Annotated in this window: 19 protein-coding genes and 1 other RNA gene; 4 read left to right on the top strand and 16 right to left on the bottom strand. The window is 66.3% G+C overall.

Annotation, left to right across the window (positions count from 1 at the left end; genetic code table 11):
* Window positions 1-7: 7 nt before the first annotated feature.
* From lapB to gyrA, 10 genes are all read right to left on the bottom strand, one after another.
* Entirely contained in the window at window positions 8-1,159 is a 1,152-nt protein-coding gene (gene lapB, locus AACH06_RS11670) for a lipopolysaccharide assembly protein LapB (protein ID WP_341425855.1), read from the bottom strand.
* A complete protein-coding gene (locus AACH06_RS11665; RefSeq protein WP_341425854.1) occupies window positions 1,149-1,460 on the bottom strand; it encodes a LapA family protein in 312 nt (103 codons plus the stop codon). The genes lapB and AACH06_RS11665 overlap by 11 nt, the downstream gene beginning before the upstream one ends.
* Window positions 1,461-1,572: 112 nt before the next feature.
* The gene (locus tag AACH06_RS11660) at window positions 1,573-1,899 is read right to left on the bottom strand and encodes an integration host factor subunit beta (RefSeq protein ID WP_341425853.1); all 327 of its coding nucleotides are present in this window, start codon (window positions 1,897-1,899) and stop codon (window positions 1,573-1,575) included.
* A 149-nt stretch (window positions 1,900-2,048) separates the two neighbouring features.
* The gene (gene rpsA, locus AACH06_RS11655; RefSeq protein WP_341425852.1) at window positions 2,049-3,764 is read right to left on the bottom strand and encodes a 30S ribosomal protein S1; all 1,716 of its coding nucleotides are present in this window, start codon (window positions 3,762-3,764) and stop codon (window positions 2,049-2,051) included.
* Window positions 3,765-3,961: 197 nt separating this feature from the next.
* Window positions 3,962-5,980, bottom strand: coding sequence for a bifunctional 3-phosphoshikimate 1-carboxyvinyltransferase/cytidylate kinase (locus AACH06_RS11650; RefSeq protein ID WP_341425851.1), 2,019 nt, complete (start codon window positions 5,978-5,980; stop codon window positions 3,962-3,964).
* A gap of 40 nt (window positions 5,981-6,020) precedes the next feature.
* Window positions 6,021-6,902: a prephenate dehydrogenase gene (locus AACH06_RS11645; protein ID WP_341425850.1), complete on the bottom strand. Its 882-nt coding sequence runs from the start codon at window positions 6,900-6,902 to the stop codon at window positions 6,021-6,023.
* Between the two features lie 13 nt (window positions 6,903-6,915).
* Window positions 6,916-8,025: a prephenate dehydratase gene (gene pheA / locus AACH06_RS11640; protein WP_341425849.1), complete on the bottom strand. Its 1,110-nt coding sequence runs from the start codon at window positions 8,023-8,025 to the stop codon at window positions 6,916-6,918.
* On the bottom strand, window positions 8,018-9,133 hold the full coding sequence (serC, locus tag AACH06_RS11635; RefSeq protein ID WP_341425848.1) for a 3-phosphoserine/phosphohydroxythreonine transaminase: 1,116 nt from the start codon (window positions 9,131-9,133) through the stop codon (window positions 8,018-8,020). Before serC ends, pheA begins: the two co-directional genes overlap by 8 nt.
* Window positions 9,134-9,160: 27 nt before the next feature.
* Window positions 9,161-9,769, bottom strand: a complete 609-nt coding sequence (locus AACH06_RS11630; protein WP_341425846.1) for a DUF2059 domain-containing protein — start codon at window positions 9,767-9,769, stop codon at window positions 9,161-9,163.
* Complete coding sequence (gene gyrA, locus AACH06_RS11625) at window positions 9,766-12,408, bottom strand: DNA gyrase subunit A (RefSeq protein ID WP_341425844.1); 2,643 nt, start codon at window positions 12,406-12,408, stop codon at window positions 9,766-9,768. The genes AACH06_RS11630 and gyrA overlap by 4 nt, the downstream gene beginning before the upstream one ends.
* A 283-nt stretch (window positions 12,409-12,691) precedes the next feature.
* On the opposite strand from gyrA, the gene ompA reads away from it, so the two are divergent.
* From ompA to ssrA, 4 genes are all read left to right on the top strand, one after another.
* The gene (ompA, locus tag AACH06_RS11620) at window positions 12,692-13,354 is read left to right on the top strand and encodes an outer membrane protein OmpA (RefSeq protein ID WP_341425843.1); all 663 of its coding nucleotides are present in this window, start codon (window positions 12,692-12,694) and stop codon (window positions 13,352-13,354) included.
* Between the two features lie 118 nt (window positions 13,355-13,472).
* Entirely contained in the window at window positions 13,473-14,186 is a 714-nt protein-coding gene (gene ubiG, locus AACH06_RS11615; RefSeq protein ID WP_341425842.1) for a bifunctional 2-polyprenyl-6-hydroxyphenol methylase/3-demethylubiquinol 3-O-methyltransferase UbiG, read from the top strand.
* Complete coding sequence (gene gph / locus AACH06_RS11610) at window positions 14,183-14,872, top strand: phosphoglycolate phosphatase (protein WP_341425841.1); 690 nt, start codon at window positions 14,183-14,185, stop codon at window positions 14,870-14,872. The genes ubiG and gph overlap by 4 nt, the downstream gene beginning before the upstream one ends.
* Before the next feature lie 15 nt (window positions 14,873-14,887).
* Window positions 14,888-15,259: a transfer-messenger RNA gene (ssrA, locus tag AACH06_RS11605) on the top strand.
* A gap of 119 nt (window positions 15,260-15,378) precedes the next feature.
* On the opposite strand, the gene AACH06_RS11600 is transcribed toward ssrA, so the two are convergent.
* The 6 genes from AACH06_RS11600 to AACH06_RS11575 are packed head-to-tail and all read right to left on the bottom strand — an operon-like array spanning window position 15,379 to window position 22,164.
* The gene (locus AACH06_RS11600) at window positions 15,379-16,257 is read right to left on the bottom strand and encodes a LysR substrate-binding domain-containing protein (RefSeq protein ID WP_341425840.1); all 879 of its coding nucleotides are present in this window, start codon (window positions 16,255-16,257) and stop codon (window positions 15,379-15,381) included.
* A 7-nt stretch (window positions 16,258-16,264) separates the two neighbouring features.
* Window positions 16,265-17,368 (bottom strand): TIGR03364 family FAD-dependent oxidoreductase, encoded by a 1,104-nt coding sequence (locus AACH06_RS11595; protein WP_341425839.1) that lies wholly within the window; start codon window positions 17,366-17,368, stop codon window positions 16,265-16,267.
* Window positions 17,365-18,207 (bottom strand): phosphonoacetaldehyde hydrolase, encoded by an 843-nt coding sequence (gene phnX / locus AACH06_RS11590; RefSeq protein ID WP_341425838.1) that lies wholly within the window; start codon window positions 18,205-18,207, stop codon window positions 17,365-17,367. Before phnX ends, AACH06_RS11595 begins: the two co-directional genes overlap by 4 nt.
* A gap of 28 nt (window positions 18,208-18,235) precedes the next feature.
* Window positions 18,236-19,336, bottom strand: a complete 1,101-nt coding sequence (locus AACH06_RS11585) for a 2-aminoethylphosphonate--pyruvate transaminase (RefSeq protein ID WP_341425837.1) — start codon at window positions 19,334-19,336, stop codon at window positions 18,236-18,238.
* Between the two features lie 30 nt (window positions 19,337-19,366).
* Window positions 19,367-21,070 carry a putative 2-aminoethylphosphonate ABC transporter permease subunit gene (locus AACH06_RS11580; RefSeq protein WP_341425836.1) on the bottom strand — a complete coding sequence of 568 codons (1,704 nt, stop codon included), beginning with the start codon at window positions 21,068-21,070 and terminating at the stop codon, window positions 19,367-19,369.
* A complete protein-coding gene (locus tag AACH06_RS11575) occupies window positions 21,067-22,164 on the bottom strand; it encodes a putative 2-aminoethylphosphonate ABC transporter ATP-binding protein (protein WP_423222018.1) in 1,098 nt (365 codons plus the stop codon). The genes AACH06_RS11580 and AACH06_RS11575 overlap by 4 nt, the downstream gene beginning before the upstream one ends.
* Window positions 22,165-22,195: the final 31 nt, after the last annotated feature.

Here is a 22,195-nt window from a genome sequence, read left to right as displayed (position 1 = left end):
ATGGTGTTCACAGCTCTTCTACCCGACGAGGTGGGAAGCTGTCCCAGGTCAGACAGCCAGGGCATTGCCAGAAATAGCGTTGGGCCTCGAAGCCGCAGGCTGCGCAGCGGTAGCGCTGCTGTGGTTTGGCGGCGCGGGCCACCGCTTCGCCCACCGCCTGCGCGGCCTCGGCACTCCACTGGTCGACCGGCCTGGCCAGTACCGCGAGGGCGGCGCTGAGGGTGGGCTGGTGCCGCAGGTGGGACATCAGCGCGGCATCGGCGCTCAAGTCGTGGCCGTCGAGCCGGGCGCGTGCGCGCAGCAGGTCGATGCCGGGCGCCTGCTCGTAGGCGGCTTGCAGGCGCTGCCTCGCCGAGGTGGCTTGGCCGCTGGCGACCGCGCTGTCAGCGTAGTCGTGCGCCACGAGGGCGAAGCTGGCGAGATCGCGTACACGCAATTCGTCCCAAATGGTGATGGCTTCCGCATGCCGGCCCGCCTTGGCCAGGCGTTGTCCGGCCAGCAGCAGCGGGCGTGCCGCGTGGGGGGCGGCGGCTCGCGCCTTGGCCAGTGCGGCGTCGGCCGCTTCGGCCAGCCCCTTGGCATCGGCCTCGAGTGCGAGCTCACACCAATGGTGAGCGATCCGGGTGCCGAATGAGCCCGTACCGCTGCGTTCGAGCGCGGCGGCCGCTTCGGCCGCGGCCGACCAATCTCGCGAACGCTCGTAAAGGTTCAGCAATGCCAATTGGGCTTCGGTATCGAATGCCGTGCCCTTCAGGGCCCGGTAAGCCTGCTCGGCGCGATCGAAGAGCCCGGCTTTCATGAAGTCTTGCGCCAGCGCATGCTGGGCACGATCGCGTTCGCTCACGGCCAGGTCGGCCCGGCCAAGCAGATGCTGGTGCACTCGCACCGCGCGCTCGAATTCGCCGCGGCGGCGGAACAGGTTGCCAAGCGCGAAGTGCAGCTCGCTGGTGTCTGGGTCGTGCTGTACCGCCTCGATGAAGGCGTCGATGGCCTTGTCCTGCTGTTCGTTCAGCAGCAGATTCAGGCCTTTGAAGTAGGCCTTGGGCGATTCACGGTTCTCGCGTTTGAGTTGCCGCAGATCCAGCCGCGATGCGAGCCAGCCCACCGCAAAGGCTGCCGGCAAGGCCAGCAGCCACCAATACAGCAGGTCAAACTCCATCGGGGATCACAGGTTGCTGCGGTTCGCGCGGCGTGTCAGGTTTGGCGGGGGGCGGCTCGGTCACGCCGGCGTCGGGTGCGAGCTTGCGCGCCAGTTGACGGTGTCGCCACCAACTGGGCGTCATCGCCAGCACGCCAAAGACGGTGCCGGCGGCAAAAGCGCCGAGAACGATGATGACCATGGGCGCGTTCCAGGCATAGCCAAAGGCCCAGTTCACCGACGCCGGTTGCTGGTTGTGCAACGAGAAGGCGAACAGCGAAAAGAAGATGAAGGCGCGAACGAGCCAGGTGAGGAAGCGCATCACCGTGGATTCTACGAACAGGCTCGATGTGCCGTGGTGCCTGAAACGAAAAGGGCCCCGGTCGGGGCCCTGGAGGGTGATTGCCGCGGTAAGGCTGACCGGGCGGCGCCGGTCAGGCGCTTGGCGCTTCTTCTTCGGCCGCTGGTGCATCGGCCGGGAGGCTGGCGTCCACGCCTTCGCGCAGGGCCTTGCCCGGCTTGAAGTGCGGCACCAGCTTCTCCGGAATGGTCACTTGCTCGCCACTGCGGGGATTGCGCCCCACGCGCGGCGGGCGACGGTTGATCGAGAAGCTGCCGAAGCCTCGGATCTCGATGCGGTGGCCGCGCGCCAAGGCGTCGGACATGGCATCGAGGATCGTCTTGACCGCGAACTCGGTGTCGCGTTGCGTCAGTTGCGCGAAGCGATCCGCGAGCTTGGCAACGAGATCGGATCGGGTCATCGGTTCTCCTCCAGTCGGCAACCCCGCGCACTCCTCATCCGTGCCGACTCACCCGGGGCAGGCGGCTTGAGCAGGCCGGCGATGATGCCGACCTGTCACAAGCTTCAACTCGGGTGGGCGGCCTCCAGAGGGCTCGCGGGGGCTTGCGATCAGCCGTTGTTCTGGTTGTCCAGCTTGGCGCGCAGCAGGGCGCCCAGGCTGGTCGTGCCAGCGGTTTCGCGCTCGTTCGAGGCCGACAGGCGCTGCATCGCTTCTTGCTGGTCGGCCTGGTCCTTGGCCTTGATCGACAGCTGGATGTTGCGGGTCTTGCGGTCGACGTTGACGATCATCACCGAGACTTCGTCGCCTTCCTTCAGCACGTTGCGGGCGTCTTCGACGCGGTCGCGGCTGATTTCAGAGGCGCGCAGGTAGCCCAGCACGTCGTCGGCCAGTTGCACTTCAGCGCCACGCGGGTCGACCGTCTTGACGACACCCGAGACCACCGAGCCACGGTCGTTGACCGAGGTGAAGGTCGCGAACGGGTCGCCATCGAGCTGCTTGATGCCCAGCGAGATGCGCTCGCGCTCGACGTCGATGCCCAGCACCACGGCCTCGACTTCCTGGCCCTTCTTGTAGTTGCGCACGGCGGTCTCGCCCGGCTCGTGCCAGGACAGGTCCGACAGGTGCACCAGGCCGTCGATGCCGGCAGCCAGGCCGACGAACACGCCGAAGTCGGTGATCGACTTGATCGGGCCCTTGACCTTGTCGCCGCGCTTGACGGTGGCGCTGAACTCTTCCCAAGGATTGGCCTTGCACTGCTTCATGCCCAGGCTGATGCGGCGCTTGTCCTCGTCGATCTCGAGCACCATGACTTCGACTTCTTCGCCGAGGGTCACGACCTTCGAGGGGGCGACGTTCTTGTTGGTCCAGTCCATTTCGGAGACGTGCACCAGGCCTTCGATGCCCGGCTCGATCTCGACGAACGCGCCGTAGTCGGCGATGTTGGTGACCTTGCCGAACAGGCGGGTGCCCGTGGGGTAGCGGCGAGCCACGCCCAGCCACGGATCGTCGCCCAGCTGCTTCAGGCCCAGCGAGACGCGGTTCTTCTCGGCGTCGAACTTCAGGACCTTGGCGGTCAGTTCCTGACCAACCTGCACCACTTCGCTCGGGTGGCGGACACGGCGCCAGGCCATGTCGGTGATGTGCAGCAGGCCGTCGATGCCGCCCAGGTCGACGAACGCACCGTATTCGGTGATGTTCTTGACCACGCCGTTGACGATGGCGCCTTCGGACAGGGTCTCGAGCAGCTTGGCGCGCTCTTCACCCATCGAGGCTTCGACCACAGCACGGCGCGACAGCACGACGTTGTTGCGCTTGCGGTCGAGCTTGATGACCTTGAATTCCATGGTCTTGCCCTCGAACGGCGACATGTCCTTGACAGGACGCGTATCGAGGAGCGAGCCGGGCAGGAAGGCGCGGATGCCGTTGACCAGAACGGTCAGGCCACCCTTGACCTTGCCGGAGACGGTGCCGGTGACGAAGTCGCCGGATTCCAGCGCGGTTTCCAGAGCCAGCCACGAGGCCAGGCGCTTGGCCTTGTCGCGCGAGAGGATGGTGTCGCCATAGCCGTTTTCGACAGCGTCGATGGCCACGGAGACGAAGTCGCCAACCTGGACTTCGATCTCGCCCTGGTCGTTCTTGAATTCGTCGATGGGCACATAGGCTTCGCTCTTCAGGCCGGCATTGACGACCACGAAGCTGTGCTCGATGCGCACCACCTCGGCGGTAATGACCTCACCCGAGCGCATTTCCGAGCGCTGCAGGCTTTCCTCGAACAGGGCGGCGAACGATTCACCACCGAAGCTGGCGGCTTGAGTCTGGGACATGTGGATTTCCTTGGGTGGCCGGCTTGCAAGTCACCGGCCGCTTGCGGTGCGTGACACCGCAGGGGGTTAGGTTGATGAGTTCACCGCCCTCGATCGGCTGATGCCAGCCTGGAGGGAAGGGCGGTGGGCCCGTGAAGCCGCGGGGCCTTGCACGCCTCGCAGCTCTTTCTCGAACGTTTTGACCGTCGGCTTGACGATCAGAACGGCCTGCGTTGCTGCCACCAGCCCAACACCTTTTCGACCGAAGCCTCGACCGAGAGGTGGGAGTTGTCCAGCAGCATCGCGTCCTCGGCTGGCTTGAGCGGTGCGACCGCGCGGTTTTTGTCCCGCTCGTCGCGCATCTGCAAATCAGCCCGAAGACTGTCGATATTAGCGGAATTTCCCTTGGAAATCAATTGCTTATAGCGGCGCTCGGCGCGCGCGTCGGCGCTGGCGGTGAGGAAAACCTTGAGGTCGGCCTCGGGGAAGACGACCGTGCCCATGTCCCGCCCGTCGGCCACCAGGCCGGGCGCGCGCCGGAAGCTCAGTTGCAGGGCGTGCAGGGCCTTGCGCACGGCCGGATGCACCGACACCCGAGAGGCCATGCCGCCGGTCGATTCCAGCCGCAGCGGGTCGGTGATGTCGCGGCCGGCCAGAAACACCTGGTGGCCGGTGAAGCGCAATTCCAGGCGGGCGGCCAGTTCGGCGAGCGCTGGCTCATCCTCGAGCGAGATGCCAGCGTCTTGTGCCGCCAGCGCGGTGGCCCGGTAAAGCGCGCCGGAGTCGAGCAGGTGGTAACCCAGCTGATGTGCCAGCTCCGCGGCCAAGGTGCCCTTGCCGGAGGCGGTGGGACCGTCGACTGCGAGCACCGGGACGCCGCCCGCCGAAGGGGTCACCAAGTCAAACAGGGCTTCAAAGTAGTCGGGAAAGGTCTTGCCGACGCAGCGCGGATCGACGATGCGCACCGGCAGCGCGCCGCCGCCAGCATTCGCCGCCAGCGGGTTGAAGGCGGCCAGCGAGCCGCACATCGCCATGCGATGGTCGTCGTAGGTCTGCAACGCGGCAGCCTGCCAGCGCTTGGGCGGGGCGACTTCGATGAAATCGGCCCCGTCGACGACAGTGGCGCCCACGCGTCGCAGCTCGGCGGCCATGGCCGCGATGCGGTCCGTCTCCTTGACGCGCCAACTGGCGATGCCGGTCAGGCGGCAGGGGCCATCGGCATACAGCGCCATGACGGCCAGCGTCATCGCAGCATCGGGGATGTGGTTGCAGTCGAGCGTCAGGGCCTTCAGCGGCCACGCGCCGCGGCGGACTTCAAGCCAGCCCGGCCCGCCTTCGACCTGCGCACCCATGGCGCGAGCGGCGTCGACGAAACGGATGTCGCCCTGGATGGAATCGAGCCCAACGCCTTCGATGCGCACCGGCCGATCCACGCCGGCGATGGCGCCGATGGCCACGAAGTACGAAGCCGACGAAGCGTCTCCTTCGACATGGATGCGGCCAGGCGATCGGTACCGAGAGCCTTGTGGAATGACGAAGCAGGCGTATCCGTCGCGCTGCACCGCGATGCCAAAGCGTTCGAGCAGCCGCAGCGTGATGTCGATGTACGGCTTGGAGATCAGCTCCCCTTCCACCTGGATCGTGACGGGCCCGTCTTGCGTCACCAGGGGCAGAGCCAGCAGGAGCGCGGTGAGGAACTGGCTGGAGACGTCTCCGCGCACGCGGATGGGCGTGGCCGTGTCCAAAGCTCGCTCGGTGCCGTCTCCCACGCGCAGCGGCGGGTAACCCGCGCGACCCAGGTCGGTGACGGGGCAGCCGAGCTGCCGCAGCGCGTCCACCAGGTCGCCAATTGGCCGCTCATGCATGCGGGGTACGCCGCTGAGCTCGAAGCTGCCGCCCTGGCGGGCCGCCAGCACCGCCAGAGCGGCCGTCAGGGGGCGCATCGCGGTGCCGGCGTTGCCGAGGAACAGCTGGGCTTCACGGGTGCGCAAACGGCCACCGATACCGGTCACCTGCAACACCTCGCCTTGGCGCTCCAGTTGGCAGCCCAACCGGGCCAGCGCCTCCAGCATGACCTTGGTGTCGTCCGAGTCGAGCAGGTCATGCACGGCCGTGACCCCTTCGGACAGGCCCGCCAACAGCAGCACCCGGTTCGAAATGCTTTTCGAGCCGGGGAGGCGAACCGTGCCTCCGGCGCGGACGAAAGGGGGGAGATCGAGGAACGCGGTGGTGTACATGGCGGGCCCGGCGGCCTGCGCAACCGGGAAGGTTCGACTGCTATTTCTTCAGGTTCTTGCCGGCGCCCATGCGCCAATGGCTGCGGGTGTGCGACACGCCGGTGACCAGCGCCTCCAAGGCTTCACCTTGGCAGTCGCGCAGCACCTGTTCGAGCACCCCGAGCGCACCGCGGAACCGTTCGCTCTGCTTGAGGATTTCTTCCCGGTTGGCGATGAGGATGTCGCGCCAGATTGCGGGATCGCTCGCCGCGATGCGTGTGAAATCTCGGAAGCCCGGGCCAGCCAGCGCCAGGAACTGCTCGCTTTCCTTCTGCTGCAGGATGCTGGTGAAGTAGGCGAATGCCAGCAGGTGCGGCAGGTGGCTCACGGCGGCGAAGGCGGCGTCGTGCGCCTCGGGCGTCATCTCTTGCACGTGGGCACCGATGGCGGTCCACACCGCATGGGCCTTTTCCAGCAGCACCGGCGAGGTCTGCGCAATGGGCGTCAGGATGATGCGCCGGTCTTTGTAGAGGTCAACGTCGGCGTGCTGCACCCCGGCCAGCTCTTTGCCGGTGATCGGGTGGGCGGGCACGAACGCCCCGACGCGCTCTTTCAGCACCCGCCGGGCCGCGTCGACGACATCGCGCTTGGTGCTGCCCACGTCCATGAACAGCACGTCCGGATTGACCAGATGGCGGATGGCGCGGAAGGTGATGTCGGTGGCGGCCACCGGAACCGCCAGCAGCACGATGTCCGATCCGGACACGGCCAGCAGCGCCGATTCGGCGGCCTGATCGATCACGCCCATCTGGCGGGCGCGCTCGGTGGTGGAAGGCGACTTGCTGTACCCAATGATTCGCTCGACCAGACCCGCCTGCTTCAAGGCGAGCGCGAAGGAGCCACCCATCAAGCCACAACCGATCAGGCCCAGTTGCTTGAACATCGTCGGCATTCGGTCAGTGAACGTCCAGCGGGTAGGTGCCCAACACCTTGAAGAACGCACAGACGTCGCGCAACTCCTTCAGCGCGGTGCTCACGTGCGGTTCGTCCGGGTGGCCTTGCAGGTCGATGTAGAAGTAGTACTCCCACTGGCCTGAGCGGGCAGGGCGTGATTCGAAGCGTGTCATCGACACGCCGTGCTTTTTCAGTGGCACCAGCATGTCGTGCACGGCGCCGGGCCGGTTCGTCACGGAGACGATCAGGCTGGTGCAGTCGTGTCCCGATGCCTTGGGCGCCGGGTGGCGGTGCGGATCGGTGACGATGGCAAACCGGGTGCGGTTGTGCGGGTCGTCTTGAATGGCTGGTGCCACCACATGCAGACCGTATTCGCTGCTCGCACGTGTGCTCGCAATCGCGGCCATCTTCGGGTTCTGTGCGGCTTGCCGGGCGCCCTCGGCGTTGCTGGAGGCCGGACGGCGCTCGGCATGCGGCAAATGGTTGGACAGCCAGCCGTGGCATTGCGCCAGCGCCTGCGGATGCGCGCAGACCACGTCGATGCCTTCGAGCGCGTTGTCCTTGCGCAGCAAGTTCTGCCGCACGAACAGGCTCGTCTCGCCGATGATGAACAACGGCGTGGTCAACAGGATGTCGAGCGAACGGGCGACCACGCCTTCGTTGGAGTTCTCGACCGGCACCACGCCGAAATCAGCGGCGCCGGCCGCCGTCATCGCAAACACCTCGTCGATGCTGGCACACAGCACCCGCACGATCGACGAACCGAAGAAGCCCAACGCGGCCTCTTCGCTGAAGGTGCCGGCCGGCCCGAGGTACGCCACGCGAGTCGGTGTCTCCAGGGCACGGCAGGCCGACATGATCTCGCGCCAGATGGGTGCGACGCTGTCGGTGCCCAGCGGGCCCGGGTTAGTGGCTTTCAGGCCGTCGATGACCTGCGCTTCGCGCTCGGGCCGGAAGACGACCGAGCCCTCCTGTTTCTTCAACTCACCTACGGCAAGCGCCAAGCCGGCGCGGCGATTGAGCAAGCCCAGCAGTTCGCGATCGAGCGCGTCAATCTGCTGCCGCAGGGCCAGCAATTCGGGGGCGATGGGAGAGGCGGCGGGTTCAGCCATGGCGGCGGGCAAAGTCCTTCATGTAGCCGACCAGGGCTTGCACCCCGGCCAGCGGCATGGCGTTGTACAGGGAGGCCCGCATGCCGCCCACGGACTTGTGGCCCTTGAGCTGCAACAAACCGGCTTCGCGTGCGCCGGCCAGGAAGGCGTCGTTCAGGGATTCGTTGTGAAGGAAGAAGGGCACGTTCATGCGAGAACGTGCGGTTAAGGCAACCCGATTGCGGTAGAAGCCACCGCAATCGTCCAGGTAGTTGTACAGCAGGGCGGATTTCTCCGCCGCGCGCCGGTCCATCTCGGCCACACCGCCTTGGGCCTTGACCCATTCGAAAACCAACCCGGCGACGTAGATCGCATAGGTGGGGGGCGTGTTGAACATCGAGCCGTGCGCGGCGACCACCGAGTAGTCGAAGGCCGAAGGACAGATCGGCAGTGCGCGACCGAGCAGATCGTCGCGCACGAACACCAGCGTCAATCCTGCTGGGCCGATGTTCTTCTGCGCGCCAGCAAACACGACGCCGGCGCGGCTCCAGTCGATGGTGCGCGACAGGATGTGCGACGAGCAATCGGCCACCAGCGGTGAGCGGCAGCCGAGGGCGGCCAGGTCAGGCAGCTCGGCCATTTCAAGGCCGTCGATGGTCTCGTTCGAGCACACGTGCACGTAGGCTGCGCCCTCGCGCAACTGCCACGTGCCGGGGGCGGGGATGGCCGAGCGTCCGTCGGCGTCGTTGCTCGCCGCGGCGCGCGCATCGGCGTAGCGCTGCGCTTCGGCAAGCGACTTCTTGCTCCACGAGCCGGTGACCACCACGTCGACCAGGCCGCCGGGTTGGGGGCCGGCCAGGTTCATCGGCACGATGGCGTTTTCGCCGAGGCCGCCGCCCTGCATGAACAGGACATGGAAGTTCGACGGCACCGCCAGCAGCTCGCGCAGCGTGGCCACCGCCTGTTCATGGATGCTGATGAACTCCTTGCCCCGGTGGCTCATCTCCATCACGCCCATGCCACAGCCGTGCCAGTCCAGCATCTCTTCGGCTGCCTGACGCAGCACCGGCTCGGGCAGGGTGGCAGGGCCGGCAGAGAAGTTGAATGGGCGTGGATTTGCTGTGGGCATCGTGCGGGCGGATGGCAGCGTTCAGGGTTACTTCTTCTTGGCAGGGGCGGCGGCAGGCTTGGCACCTGAAGCGGGGGCGCTCGGTGCGCTCGCGGCGGCGGGTGCGGCTTGTGCGAAGCGCTTCTGCAGCGTCTGCTCCAGCGCCTTCAGTTTCGGCTCGACTGCGGGGCGGGTGTCTTCAACCAGCTTGCGCGACAGTTGCGACTGCATCTCGCCACCCAACTGCTGGAACTTCTTGGCCGCCGGTGATTCGAGCCAGACCGCGATCTGCTTCAGCTCGTCTTCCGAGAACTTTTCCTCGAGCAGGGGGCCCAGCGTCGTGGGTGCAATCTTCACGCCGCTGTCGTGCAGCTTGGCTTGCACGTCTTCGTAGAAGGCCTTGATGTCCGCCTGCACCTGCTTGCCGAGCGCTTCACGCTTGTCTGTCGGAACGCCAGCCAGCGCTTGGCCCGCCGCGTCCATCATGCGTGCGGCGGTGTCGCGTGCGATGCTGGCCGACAGCGCATCCACCGCGGGCTGCTGCAACTGGATGACCTTGGCCACCAGTTCTTTTTTGGTCTGGGCCTGCGCCATGGGCGAGCCGGCCAGCAGAGCCACCAGCAGCAGGGCGGGTGGGGTGTACTTACGCAGCGTCATGCGGTGCCTTCTTCGTTGGACGGCGAGCCGCCTTCGGTGTCGTTGTCGGATTCGGTCTGAGCGTCGTTCTCCACGATGCGCTGCAGGCCGGAGAGTTTGGAGCCATCGTCGAGCGCGATCAGGGTCACGCCCTGGGTGGCGCGGCCGAGCTCGCGGATCTCGCTGACGCGGGTGCGGACCAACACGCCCTTGTCGGTGATCAGCATGATCTCGTCATTCGGGCGCACCAGCGTGGCGGCCACGACCTTGCCGTTGCGTTCGCTCTGCTGGATGGCGATCATGCCCTTGGTGCCGCGGCCATGGCGTGTGTACTCGACGATCGAGGTGCGCTTGCCGTAGCCGTTCTGAGTGGCCGTCAGCACGCTTTGCGTCTCATCCTCAGCCACCAGCATCGCGATCACGCTCTGCCCGTCTTCAAGCATCATGCCGCGCACACCGCGGGCGTTGCGGCCCATCGCGCGCACGTCGTCTTCGTCGAAACGCACGGCCTTGCCGCCATCGCTGAAGAGCATCACATCGTGCTTGCCGTCGGTGAGGGCGGCGCCGATCAGGTAGTCGCCCTCGTCCAGGTCCACGGCGATGATGCCGGCCTTGCGGGGGTTGCTGAACTCGTCGAGCGCCGTCTTCTTCACCGTGCCGAGCGCGGTGCACATGAACACGTAGTGATCGGCAGGGAAGCTGCGGAACTCGCCGGTCAACGGCAGCACCACGGTGATCTTCTCTTCCTGCTGCAGCGGGAACATGTTCACGATGGGCTTGCCGCGCGAAGCGCGCCCGCCTTGCGGTACCTCCCACACCTTCAACCAATACACGCGGCCCCGGTTGGAGAAGCAGAGAATCCAGTCGTGCGTGTTGGCGATGAAGAGCTGATCGATCCAGTCGTCATCCTTGGTCTGCGCCGCCTGTTTGCCCCGGCCGCCTCGACGTTGGGCGCGGTACTCGGCCAAGGGCTGGCTCTTGATGTAGCCGGTATGGCTGAGCGTCACGACCATGTCGGTGGGCGTGATCAGGTCTTCCGTGCCCAGCTCCTGCACGTTGTGCTCGACCACCGAGCGACGCTCGCCGAGCTTCGTCTGGCCGAACTCCAGGCGCAGGGCGGTGAGCTCGTCGCTGATGATGGTCGTCACGCGGGCCGGCTTGGCGAGGATGTCCAGCAAGTCGGCGATGACGGCCATCACTTCCTTGTACTCGCCGATGACCTTGTCCTGTTCCAGGCCGGTCAGGCGCTGCAGGCGCATCTGCAGGATTTCGCTGGCCTGATCGTCAGACAACCGGTAGAGGCCATCGGGCTGCATGCCGTAGTGCGTCGGCAGGCCTTCGGGCCGATAGGCCTCGCGGCCGCCGGGCGTATCGCCTTCGGCGCGCGCCAGCATTTCGCGCACCAGGGAAGAATCCCAGCTCACCGCCATCAAGGCCGTCTTGGCCATCGGCGGGGTCGGTGATTCCTTGATGATGCGGATGAACTCGTCGATGTTGGCCAGCGCCACCGCCTGGCCTTCCAGCAGGTGGCCGCGCTCGCGGGCCTTGCGCAGTTCGTACACCGTGCGGCGGGTGACCACTTCGCGACGGTGCTCGAGGAAGATCTCGAGCAACTGCTTGATGTTGCACAGCTTCGGCTGACCATCGATCAGCGCCACCATGTTGATGCCGAACGTGTCCTGCAGCTGGGTCTGCTTGTACAGGTTGTTCAGCACGACCTCGGGCACTTCGCCGCGCTTGAGCTCGATCACGACCCGCATGCCGGACTTGTCGGACTCGTCCTGGATGTGGCTGATGCCCTCGATCTTCTTCTCGTGCACCAGCTCAGCAATGCGCTCCAGCAGCGTCTTCTTGTTGACCTGGTAGGGGATCTCGTCAACGATGATCGCCTGGCGAGCGCCGCGATCGATGTCTTCGAAGTGCACCTTCGCGCGCATCACCACCTTGCCGCGTCCGGTGCGATAGCCCTCGCGTACACCATTGAGGCCGTAGATGATGCCCGCGGTCGGGAAATCCGGCGCCGGGATGATCTCCATCAACTCGTCGATGGTGGCCTCGGGCGCTTTCAACAGGTGCAGGCAGGCATCCACCACCTCATTGAGGTTGTGCGGCGGGATGTTCGTGGCCATGCCCACCGCAATGCCGGCTGCGCCGTTGACGAGCAGGTTCGGCAGCCGCGTGGGCAGCACCAGAGGCTCTTTCTCGGAGCCGTCATAGTTGGGCCCGAAATCGACGGTCTCCTTGTCGATGTCGGCCAGCATTTCGTGCGCGATCTTCGACAGGCGGATTTCGGTGTATCGCATCGCGGCGGCGTTGTCGCCGTCCACCGAGCCGAAATTGCCCTGGCCATCCACCAGCATGTGGCGCAGCGAGAAGTCTTGCGCCATGCGCACGATTGTGTCGTACACCGCCGTGTCGCCGTGGGGGTGGTACTTACCGATCACATCGCCGACGATGCGAGCCGATTTCTTGTAAGGCCGATTCCATGAGTTGCCCAGCTCATGCATGGCGAACAGCACGCGCCGGTGCACGGGCTTGAGTCCATCGCGCGCGTCGGGCAGTGCACGCCCGACGATCACGCTCATCGCGTAATCTAGATACGAGCGCCGCATCTCCTCTTCGAGGCTGATGGGCAGGGTTTCCTTGGCGAATGAGGTCATCGAGGCGAGGGCGGGCTGAAGGCCTGTTTTGGCGCGCCGTTGCACGGGCGTGCAAAGCGGTAACCGCGAAAAAGACGATTCTACGGTCGCCGCCTTGTGGTGGCGCCGCAACATGGCGCGCGCACCCCGGCGCGCACCGCCCCAAAATGCGGCTCATCCGAGACCGTATGGCACAATGAGTCGTCGGTGGCAAGCACTGGAAACAGCAGTGTTTGCCCTGAAAACTTCGCTTCCTATGCGGACGTATCGCAGGCAACTGCGGCTTTCCTTGAGAGGAGAATCAATGAAGAAATTGAACAAGGTGGCGATGCTCTTCGCATCGGCCGCGCTTGCCGCGCCCCTGCCCAGCGCGTTTGCCCAGAAGTCAGTCGACAACTGGCGCAACGGCGATGGCTCGCTGGTGTGGAAGAACGGCACGAACGAACTCTGCTGGCGCGATGCCAACTGGACGCCCGCCACCGCCGCGGAGAACTGCGACGGCGCCGTGAAGCCGCCGCCGCCGCCGCCGGTTGCCCCGCCGCCCCCGGCGCCGGCTCCCGCTCCGGTTGCTCCGCCGCCCCCGCCCCCGCCGCCGGCCGCTCCGGTGAGCGAGAAGGTCACCTACGCTGCTGATGCCTTCTTCGATGTCGACAAGGCTGTGCTGAAGCCCGAAGCCAAGGCGAAGCTGGATGACCTGGTCAGCAAGACCAAGGGCGTGAACCTGGAAGTCATCATCGCCGTCGGTCACACCGACAGCGACGGCTCCGACACGTACAACCAGAAGCTGTCGGTCAAGCGCGCCGAGTCCGTCAAGACCTACCTGGTCGAGAAGGGCATCGAGAAGAATCGCGTCTACACCGAAGGCAAGGGCGAGAAGCAGCCCGTGGCCGACAACAAGACTCGTGAAGGCAAGGCGAAGAACCGCCGCGTTGAAATCGAAGTCGTTGGCACCCGCGCCAAGCAATAACCAGTACGCTGGTTTTGCCCGAAACCCCGCCTCGGCGGGGTTTTTTTTTTCTGGGTCGGCAGCGGGCTTTCTGAGCCCCTGGCGCCGGCCGATTCGCTGCATCATTAACATTGCCAACATGAGCCAAACCACCGTGAATGCCGATCCGCAAGAACTCGCCAAATTCGGTGACCTCGCGCACCGTTGGTGGGATCCGGAGGGCGAATTCCGCCCTTTGCATCAGATCAATCCGCTGCGGCTGGATTGGATCGCCAGCCTGGCTGCGCTGCCGGGGCAAGATGTGGTGGATGTGGGCTGCGGCGGCGGCATCCTGGCAGAGTCGATGGCCCGCAGGGGCGCCAAGGTGCTGGGCATCGACCTGTCGACCAAGCCGCTGAAGGTGGCGCAGCTTCACGCGATGGAAGCAGGCGTTGAGAGCCTCACCTACCGTGAAGTGGCCGTCGAGCAGCTCGCTGCGGAGCGACCGGCCAGCTTCGATGTCGTCACCTGCATGGAGATGCTGGAACATGTGCCCGAGCCCGCATCGGTGGTGCAAGCCTGTGCCCAGTTGGTGAAGCCGGGTGGGTGGGTCTTCTTCTCGACGCTGAATCGCAACCCGAAGTCTTTCCTTTTCGCCATCGTGGGTGCCGAGCATGTGCTGGGTTTGCTGCCGAAGGGCACGCACGAGTACGCGCGCTTCATCAGGCCCAGCGAGCTGGCTCGCTTTGCGCGCGACGCGGGTCTCGAGATCGACCAGTTCAAGGGCATGGAATACAACCCGTTGACCAAGCGCTACTGGTTGTCTGCCAACACCGATGTGAACTACCTGGTCGCGTGCCGCTGGCCGGCATGAGCCCGCAGCGCCAAGATGCCACGCGGCGCAAGCCGCGTGCCGTGCTGTTCGACCTGGATGGCACGCTCATCGACAGCGCCCCCGATCTGGCCGGCGCGGCCAATGCCTTGCGCCAGGAACATGGTCTGGAGCCATTGCCCTACGAGCACTTGCGCCCCATGGTGGGCGCCGGCGCGCGCGGCATGGTGGGCCTCGCCTTTGGCGTGGCGCCCGGGGACGAGCGCTTCGAAGCCCTGCGGGATGCTTTCCTGGCTTGGTACGAGCGGGGCATGCTGGATCGCACGGCGATCTTCGACGGGGTCTTGCAGCTGCTGTCGTCGCTCGAAGCCGCAGGCATCGCCTGGGGCATCGTCACGAACAAGGCCACGCGGTTCGCGGTACCGGTGGCCGAAGGCTTGGGCCTGTCGCCGCGGGCCGGGGCGCTTGTCTGCGGAGACACCACGCCCCATGCCAAACCGCACCCCGAGCCGCTGTGGGAAGCCGCGCGCCGCCTCGGCCACGCCCCGGCCGAATGCGTGTATGTGGGAGACGATCTGCGAGATGTGCAGGCCGGGCGTGCGGCGGGTATGACGACGGCGGTGGCCGCCTGGGGCTACCTGGGCCAAGGTGAGGGCGTCGAGCAATGGGAGGCTGATGTGATCATCGAAGGCCCGATCGACCTCTTGAAGTGGCTGGATCTGGCCTAAACTACAAGTTCTCCTGGGGCCGACCTGGTTTCGACGTGGGTGCGGAGTCGGGATAGTGCATGCCGAGCACCAGTTCGCTCGTTAAACCACTGGAATCAAGTAACTGCGAACGACGAACGTTTCGCCCTCGCCGCTTAACACCGGTGAGCCTCTCAACGGTTGGCCAATGGGCCGGGTTGAAGACCGCAAGGTCTGAAGCTGAGAGGTCATTCACATTGGCTGGTTTCCTGATGGGCCACGCGCCAGGAAACGAGATCAAGTGGCTGGCGAGTCCGGTAGCGTGCTGCTGCGCGATCGGGCCCGTGAGAACCAAATCAGTCAGCTAAGCATGTAGATCTACCTGGCGATGGCTTGCGGACGGGGGTTCAATTCCCCCCGGCTCCACCATTCAAAGCTTGCGGGCTTCCCGCGGCGTAGCAAGAGGGCCTGGAGCATCAGCGCTCTGGGCCTTTTTCTTTGTGGGTCCCTGTCCCGCGCTCCCGCGCTCCTGTGATGCCCGGCCCCGTTCATCCGTGCTCCGGATCAAGCCCAGCTTCGGCCAAGCCGATGAAGGCTTTGATGAGGCGGGATGCTCGGCGCTCGGCGAGGCAGTAGAGGTATTCGATGACGTGTGGCGTCTTCTCTGCGAAGGGCCGCACCACCACGTCTGGATGGTTGCCTGTCTCGTGGCGGGCGAAGACGCTGACGCCCATCTGCCGCAAGATGGCCTCGCGGATGGCCTCTCGGCTCGCGATCTCGATGACGTGAACGGGGGTGATGCCGTGGTCGTCGAGCACCTGCTCGGTCAGGCGCCTGGTGATCGAGCCTTGCTCGCGCAGCAGCAGGTCGCAGCCCGTGAGGTCGTGCCACGACAGCACTGGTCGCGTCGCCAGGGGATGGCTTCGGTGCAGGGCCAGCACCAAGGGATCGTCACCCAGCACGATGCGGTGCAGGCGCCTGTCGTTCTCCAGGTGCGAAGAGGTTGCCACGTCGACCCGCGATTCGAGCAGGGCGTCGATCATCTGTTGCGAGTTGCCGGCGCTCATGCCGATCTCGACCAGCGGATAGCGCTCGCGATATTGGCGCAGGAGACCGAGCACGTAGTACGGCGCGGTGGCACCGACTCTCAAGCTGCCTCGGTAGCTGTCGCCCGCTTCGCGGAGCGCGAACTCCACCTTGATCTCGTCTTGCAACAGTTGATCCACCGCCGGCAGCAGGCGAACGCCCTCGTCGCTGAGCCGCAATCGGCCGCCTTGGCGGTGAAACAGCTCAACGCCATAGTGCGCTTCCAGCGCTTTGATCTGCGCGGTGACGGCCGGTTGGCTGAGGCGCAGCTGCTTGGCCGCCCGCGTCACGCTGCCGACCCGCGCCACGGTGAAGAAGGCCTTGAGTTGGGTGACGAACATCTGCCCATCACTCCGCGAAGTGACGCTCTGCCAACGCGTAGGCGATGCTCATCCCCACGCCAGAGGTGATGGCGACAACGCGAACCCCGGGTGCGGGCTGATGGACTTCGAAGGGCTTGGGCCCGCTTGCATAGAGCCCTTGCCATCGCTCCAACACGCGCAGCGGGCGCTGCAGCAACACGGCGGCTTCGGCGAGCAGCAGGTCATCGATGGACGCGCGGTTGAAGGGTGCCGGCGCCGCGCCATGGTCGTGCGAATCGCCGATGATCAATTCAGCGTTGGCGCCCACCTGCTGCACGATGAGGTGCACGCCATGCGCCAAGACATCGGGTTGCGTCGACTGCACGTGCTGGCGCAAGGCGTGCAGCGGCGCAGTGAGGGCGTCGTGTTGGGTGAACGACGGGTAGTGCAGGCACGAGAGCCCGGTCAGAAGTGCCGGCTTCAGCTGGATGCCCGGGTCGGCCAGGCGCAGCATCTGCAGCGCACATCGGCGCAGCCCCAGCGGTGCAAAGACCTTGGGGTACAGCGTTTGGAAGTCGTGTCCGGCACAGACCACCACCTCGTCGGCGGTGAATCGGCCGTGGCTGGTTTCCACCAGAGGTAACTCGATGCCATGGACCTGCGCGCCGTGATGGACGACCACCCCGTGAGCCTCTTTCAACCAGGCGGTGAGCCGCGGTATGGCCTCGCGGGCGTCCAATGAAATCTCATGTCGGCTGAAAAGACCGCCGAGGCCCTGCGCGCCCTGGCGTGCCACGTCACCGTCGGTCATCAGGCGGGTGGCGTAGTCGGCGCCCAGAAGCGCCTGAAACGCCTGAAGCATCCGCCACTGCACCTCGTCTCTGGCCACCATGAGGCTGCCTTCGGCCTTGTGCCAGGCGCCGATGCGGGGCAGCAGGCCGAGCCAGATCTCTCGGCTGCGCAGGGCGAGGTCATGCCTCTCGCCCAGCGGCTGCCCCAGCACCAGGCCCAGGCCGAAGTTGCGCACCGAAGCGCCGATCGCTTGTGCATCGCGTTCGAAGACCGTCACCTGGTGCCCACGCTCGGCGGCCGCCCACGCGTGCGCCAGCCCCACCACGCCGGCACCGATGATCGCGACGCGTCGGCTCACGGCCGTTCGCCGCGTGCCAGGCGCGCTTCGATGCGCGACAGGGCGGCGGGCAAATCGGCGATCGTGCCGACCACCTCGTGCGCGCCGGCCTGCGCCAGCTTGCGCCCTGCCGCGGCGCGGCGTTGCGATTGGGATTCAGCGTCGAGGCCGTGCCACTCGGCCAGGGTCAAGCCCAACTCGTTGCCGGAGACCGCCAGCCCGACCGTCCACATGCCGGCGCAGAGGCCCTCCTCGATGCCGGGTGTGGTGTCGTCCACCTTCACGCAGGCTGCCACCTCCCGAACGCCCAGCTCGATCAGGTTGGCCAGCGCCATCCAGGGCCCTGGTCGGCCCCCCGCCTTCAGATCGTCAGTGGCCACCGCATGGTCGACCACCAGCCCTTGCATCGCGGCGTGGGGCAGCAGCTGGTTCATCACCTGGCGCGGGTAGCCGGTGCATGAGCCGATCCGCACCTGGCGCTCGCGCAGCCCGGCCAGCACACCCAAGGCCCCCGGGATCACCGCCGAATAGGCGGCCACACGCTCGATCTGCAAGGGCATGAAGGCTTCGTAGATCGCGTCGACGTCGCCCCGGGCCATGGGGCGGCCATGGGCTGCCTGCCATCGGGCGGCCACGCCAGGCAGGTGCCCCAGGGCCTGAATGTGGTCCCACTTCGCCAAGCCCATCGGCTGGCGGGCCTCTTCCATCGAGATGTCGATGCCGAAACCCTTGAAGGCGTCGATCAACACCTGGGTCGGGGCGAACGAGCCAAAGTCGACGAGCGTGCCCGCCCAATCGAAGATGACGGCCTGGATTGGCCCCTGGTAGCGGCGTTCGTAGCGGTGAAGTGTCGAGAACATGGCGGATTCCGTCGGGAGGCAGGGGGATTCAGGCCGGGATGCCCATGTCGGCCAGGCTGCGTCGCATCGCGTCCAGCGCGGCGTCGATGTCGCTCGAGTCGATGGCACCGATGCAACCGACGCGGAAGGTCTCCACGGTCGTCAGCTTGCCGGGGTACAGCACCACCCCTCGGGCTTTGGTGCGTCGGTAGAAGTCGCCAAAGTCCCAGGCGGGATGGGCGGGCGCGTGCACGGTCACGATGATGGGGGCCTGCCACCGTTCGGGCAGAAAGGGTTGCAGGCCCATCGCGCGAAGGCCTTCCTGCAGCGCATGGCAGTTGGCCTGGTAGCGCGCCAGGCGGGCGGGCTGGCCGCCTTCGGCATCGAATTGGTCCAGCGCCTGTGCCAAGGCCGCCACCACGTGGGTGGGCGGCGTGAAGCGCCATTGGCCCGTGCGTTCGAGGTAGCACCACTGGTCGTGCAGGTCGAGCGACAGCGAATGAGCGCGCCCCTCCGCCTGCATCAGCGACGATTGCCGCGCCAGCACGAAGCCCATGCCGGGCACGCCTTCCAGGCACTTGTTCGCGCTCGCGATGACGGCGTCGAAATCGATCTCGCGTGCAGAAATCGCCAGGGCACCGAAGCTGCTCATGGCATCGACGATCAATCGACGGCGATGGGTGTTCACCACCCGGGCCACATCGCTGAGCGGATTCAGGATGCCGGTGCTGGTCTCGCAGTGGATCACGCCCACGTGGGTGATGCGCTTGTCGGCGCGCAGCGCGGCGTCGACGCGGGCCGGGTCCACGGGCGACGTCTCGCCGACATCGAGCACCTCGACGTCGCGGCCCATCACCGCGGTCAACCGGGCCATGCGATGGCCGTAGGCGCCATTGGCCAGCACCAGCAGCTTGCCCTCGCGGGGCACCAGTGTGCCGATCGCGGCTTCCACCGCGAAGGTGCCCGATCCCTGCAGCGGTACGCAGGTGTACTCGCCTTCACCGTCGATCAGCGACACCAGGCGTCGGCACACGCGGGCGGTCATCGCATTGAAGTCGGCATCCCACGAGCCCCAATCCCGCAGCATCGCGGTCTTGGTGGTCAGTGACGTGGTCAAGGGGCCGGGGGTCAGAAGCAGGGCGTCTCGCATGGTGGGTTGGACAGGGGCAGACAAGTCAATTCAGTTCGGACGCCAGGCTTGGGTCTTCTGGCGCAGCACGCGCTCCAGCGCGCCGAAGCCCAGCGAGGCCACCACCGAGGTGGCGAGGATCAGCGTGGCCATCGCGGCGGCGGCGGCGGTGTCGCCGGCGTCGTCCATCGAGAGCACGGCGATCGAGGCCAGAGGCGTGTCTGGCGTGTAGAGGAAGATCACCGCGCTCACGGTGCTCATGCCGGAAACGAAGAAGAATCGTGCGGCGTCGAGCAGCGCAGGCGTGACCATGGGCAAGGTGACGCGCCAGCACCCCGTCCACCACGGTTGGCGCAGGCTGCGGCCCACCGCCTCGATCTCGGGCGCGATATGGCCCAGTGCCGTGCCGACCGTGAGGTAGGCGGTGGTGAAGAAATGAACGATGGTGGCGAGCACCATCAGGGTCATGCTGCCGTACAACCCATGCAGAGGATGCGAAGGCTGGCTGAAGCAGAAGATGTAGCCCAGGCCGAGCACGAGGCCCGGAACAGCCATCGGCAGCATCGACACAGATCGGATGACGGCCGCCGGCACCATCGGCACCGGCAGCTTGGCGCTCAGGTACGCACCGAGAAAGACCGCCGCGGTGCCCGCCAGTGCTGTGGCCGCCGACAGCCGCATGCTGTTGAAGAAAGCGGCCCACCCGCCCCCGTCGACGTCGTCGAATTGGTAGTGGGTGAGGGTCAGCTCCAGCTGATAGGGCCACAGCTTGATGAACGAGGCGACGATGGCCGTGCCGAGCATGGCCAGCAGCCCCATGGCCATGGCCAGGCAGAACAAGCCGAGCAGCGCGTCCCGCCAGTGGTTGCGTTGGGGCTGGTAGAGCACAGCCCGCCCGCTGAGCGATGCAGACTGACGGCGTGCCACGTACCGCTCGGCCAGCATGCTCAGCAAAGCGGGCAACAGCAGCATGAGCCCGATGACAGCGCCCCGGTTGAAGTTCTGCTGGCCGATGACCTGTTTGTAGGCTTCCAGCGCCAGCACCTGGGTTGTCCCGCCAATCACCTTGGGCACGCCGAAGTCGGTGACCACCAGGGTGAAGGTCACCATCGCCGCGGTCACCAGCCCGTAGCGCGCGCTGGGCAAGGTCACGGTGGCGAAGCGCCGCACTCGGCCTGCACCCAGTGTCTCGGCCGCCTCGTACACGCGCTGGTCGGCGGTGGCCAGGCTGGTCGCGATGATCAGCAATGCGTGCGGAAACGTGTAGAACACCTCGCCCATCACGATGCCGATCGGGCCGTAAATGGAGGCGGAGCCCAGCCACGACTTCAGCACCCCTTGGTTGCCGAACAGGTACACCAATGAGAGGGCCGGCATCAACGAAGGCGCCAGCAGCGGCGACAACGCGATGCCGCGCCACACCGGCTTGCCCCACAGGCACGAGCGGGTCAGAGCGTAGGCAAAGATCGTTGCCAGGGGCAGCACGATGGCCGTGCTGGCCAGGGCCAGCGACACGCTGTTGGACATGGCGGCGCGCAAACGCGGGTCGGCGGCGGCGGCGAGCAGCGGCCCCAGGCCCGCGGGCTCGCCCGAGGGCGTCTCCATCGCCTTGATCAAGATGCTGGCCAACGGCCAGGCCACGCAGACGATGAGGCTGGCGGCGAGCAGCCAGGCCAGTACGTCCGCCCACCGCTCATCGGCCGAGCGCGGGGGGCGTGGGGTGGTGGGCCAGCGAGCGAGCGCGGCCCGTGTCATGCCGCGCCTTCCACGTCAACGAAGCAGCGCACGCGTTCGCTGCGCAGCCCGATCGGCCACCGTGAGCCGGGATGCAGCAGCGTGCACACCGGGTCGTTCGCCATGACATGGGCGATCAGCGGCAGCGAGGGAAGGTCGCACAGCGTCAGCACCACGCGCCGAATGCCCCCCATGAAATCAACGCGCTCCACCCGGGCCAGCAACCCGGGTGCGGGGAGCCTCTGCAGGACCACGTCTTCCGGTCGGCAGAACAAGGTGCCGCTATCGCCTGGCTTCAGCGTGCATGCAGCGGCCGGCGCGTCGATGGCGTGGCCGGCGATGTCGATCGCGCCATCCGCCCGCCGACGCACTGGCAGCCAGTTGGCATGGCCGACGAAATCCGCCACGAAACGTGTGCGCGGCAGGCTGTAGATCTCTTCGGGTGTGCCCACCTGCTCGATGCGCCCGGCGTTCATCACGGCGATCGTGTCGGCCGTGGTGAGCGCTTCTTCCTGGTCGTGCGTCACCATCACCGTCGTCACGCCCAGCTTGCGCTGCAGGGCGCGCAGTTCACGTCGCAGGTGGTCACGCACCTGCGCATCCAGCGCCGAGAGCGGTTCGTCCAGCAGCAGCAGGCTGGGCGATGTCGCCAGCGCCCGGGCCAAGGCCACGCGCTGCTGCTGCCCGCCCGAGAGCTGGGCGGGATACTTGTCAGCGCAGCCCGCCAGCCCGACGAGGTCCAGCAGCTCTGACACGCGGCGGGCCCTTTGCGCGGGCGAGGTGCGCAGCCCATAGCCCACGTTGCCGGTGACGCTCAGGTTGGGAAACAGCGCGTACGACTGGAAGACGATTCCGTAGTCGCGCCCCGCAGGGGGCACGCGGCTGATGTCACGGCCACCCATCCACAGCTGGCCTGAATCTTGTTGCTCCAATCCCGCCAGGATCCGAAGCAAGGTCGTCTTGCCGCAACCCGATGGCCCGAGCAGGCAGACGAACTCGCCCTGCGACACCGACAGATCGATGCCCTCCAAGGCCTGGAAGGTGCCGAAGCGCTTGGTGATGCCTTCGAATCGCATCCAGGCCGGGCGTTGCGGCGCGGGCATCGATGCGGCCATCGCGACCGGTGTCGGGTGGAGTGGGGCGTTC

It is taken from the genome of Ideonella lacteola (assembly GCF_038066555.1).
GTDB lineage: Bacteria > Pseudomonadota > Gammaproteobacteria > Burkholderiales > Burkholderiaceae_C > Ideonella > Ideonella lacteola.
The sequence above is the reverse complement of the archived record's forward strand: the minus strand, read 5'-3'. Positions and strand labels throughout refer to the sequence as shown.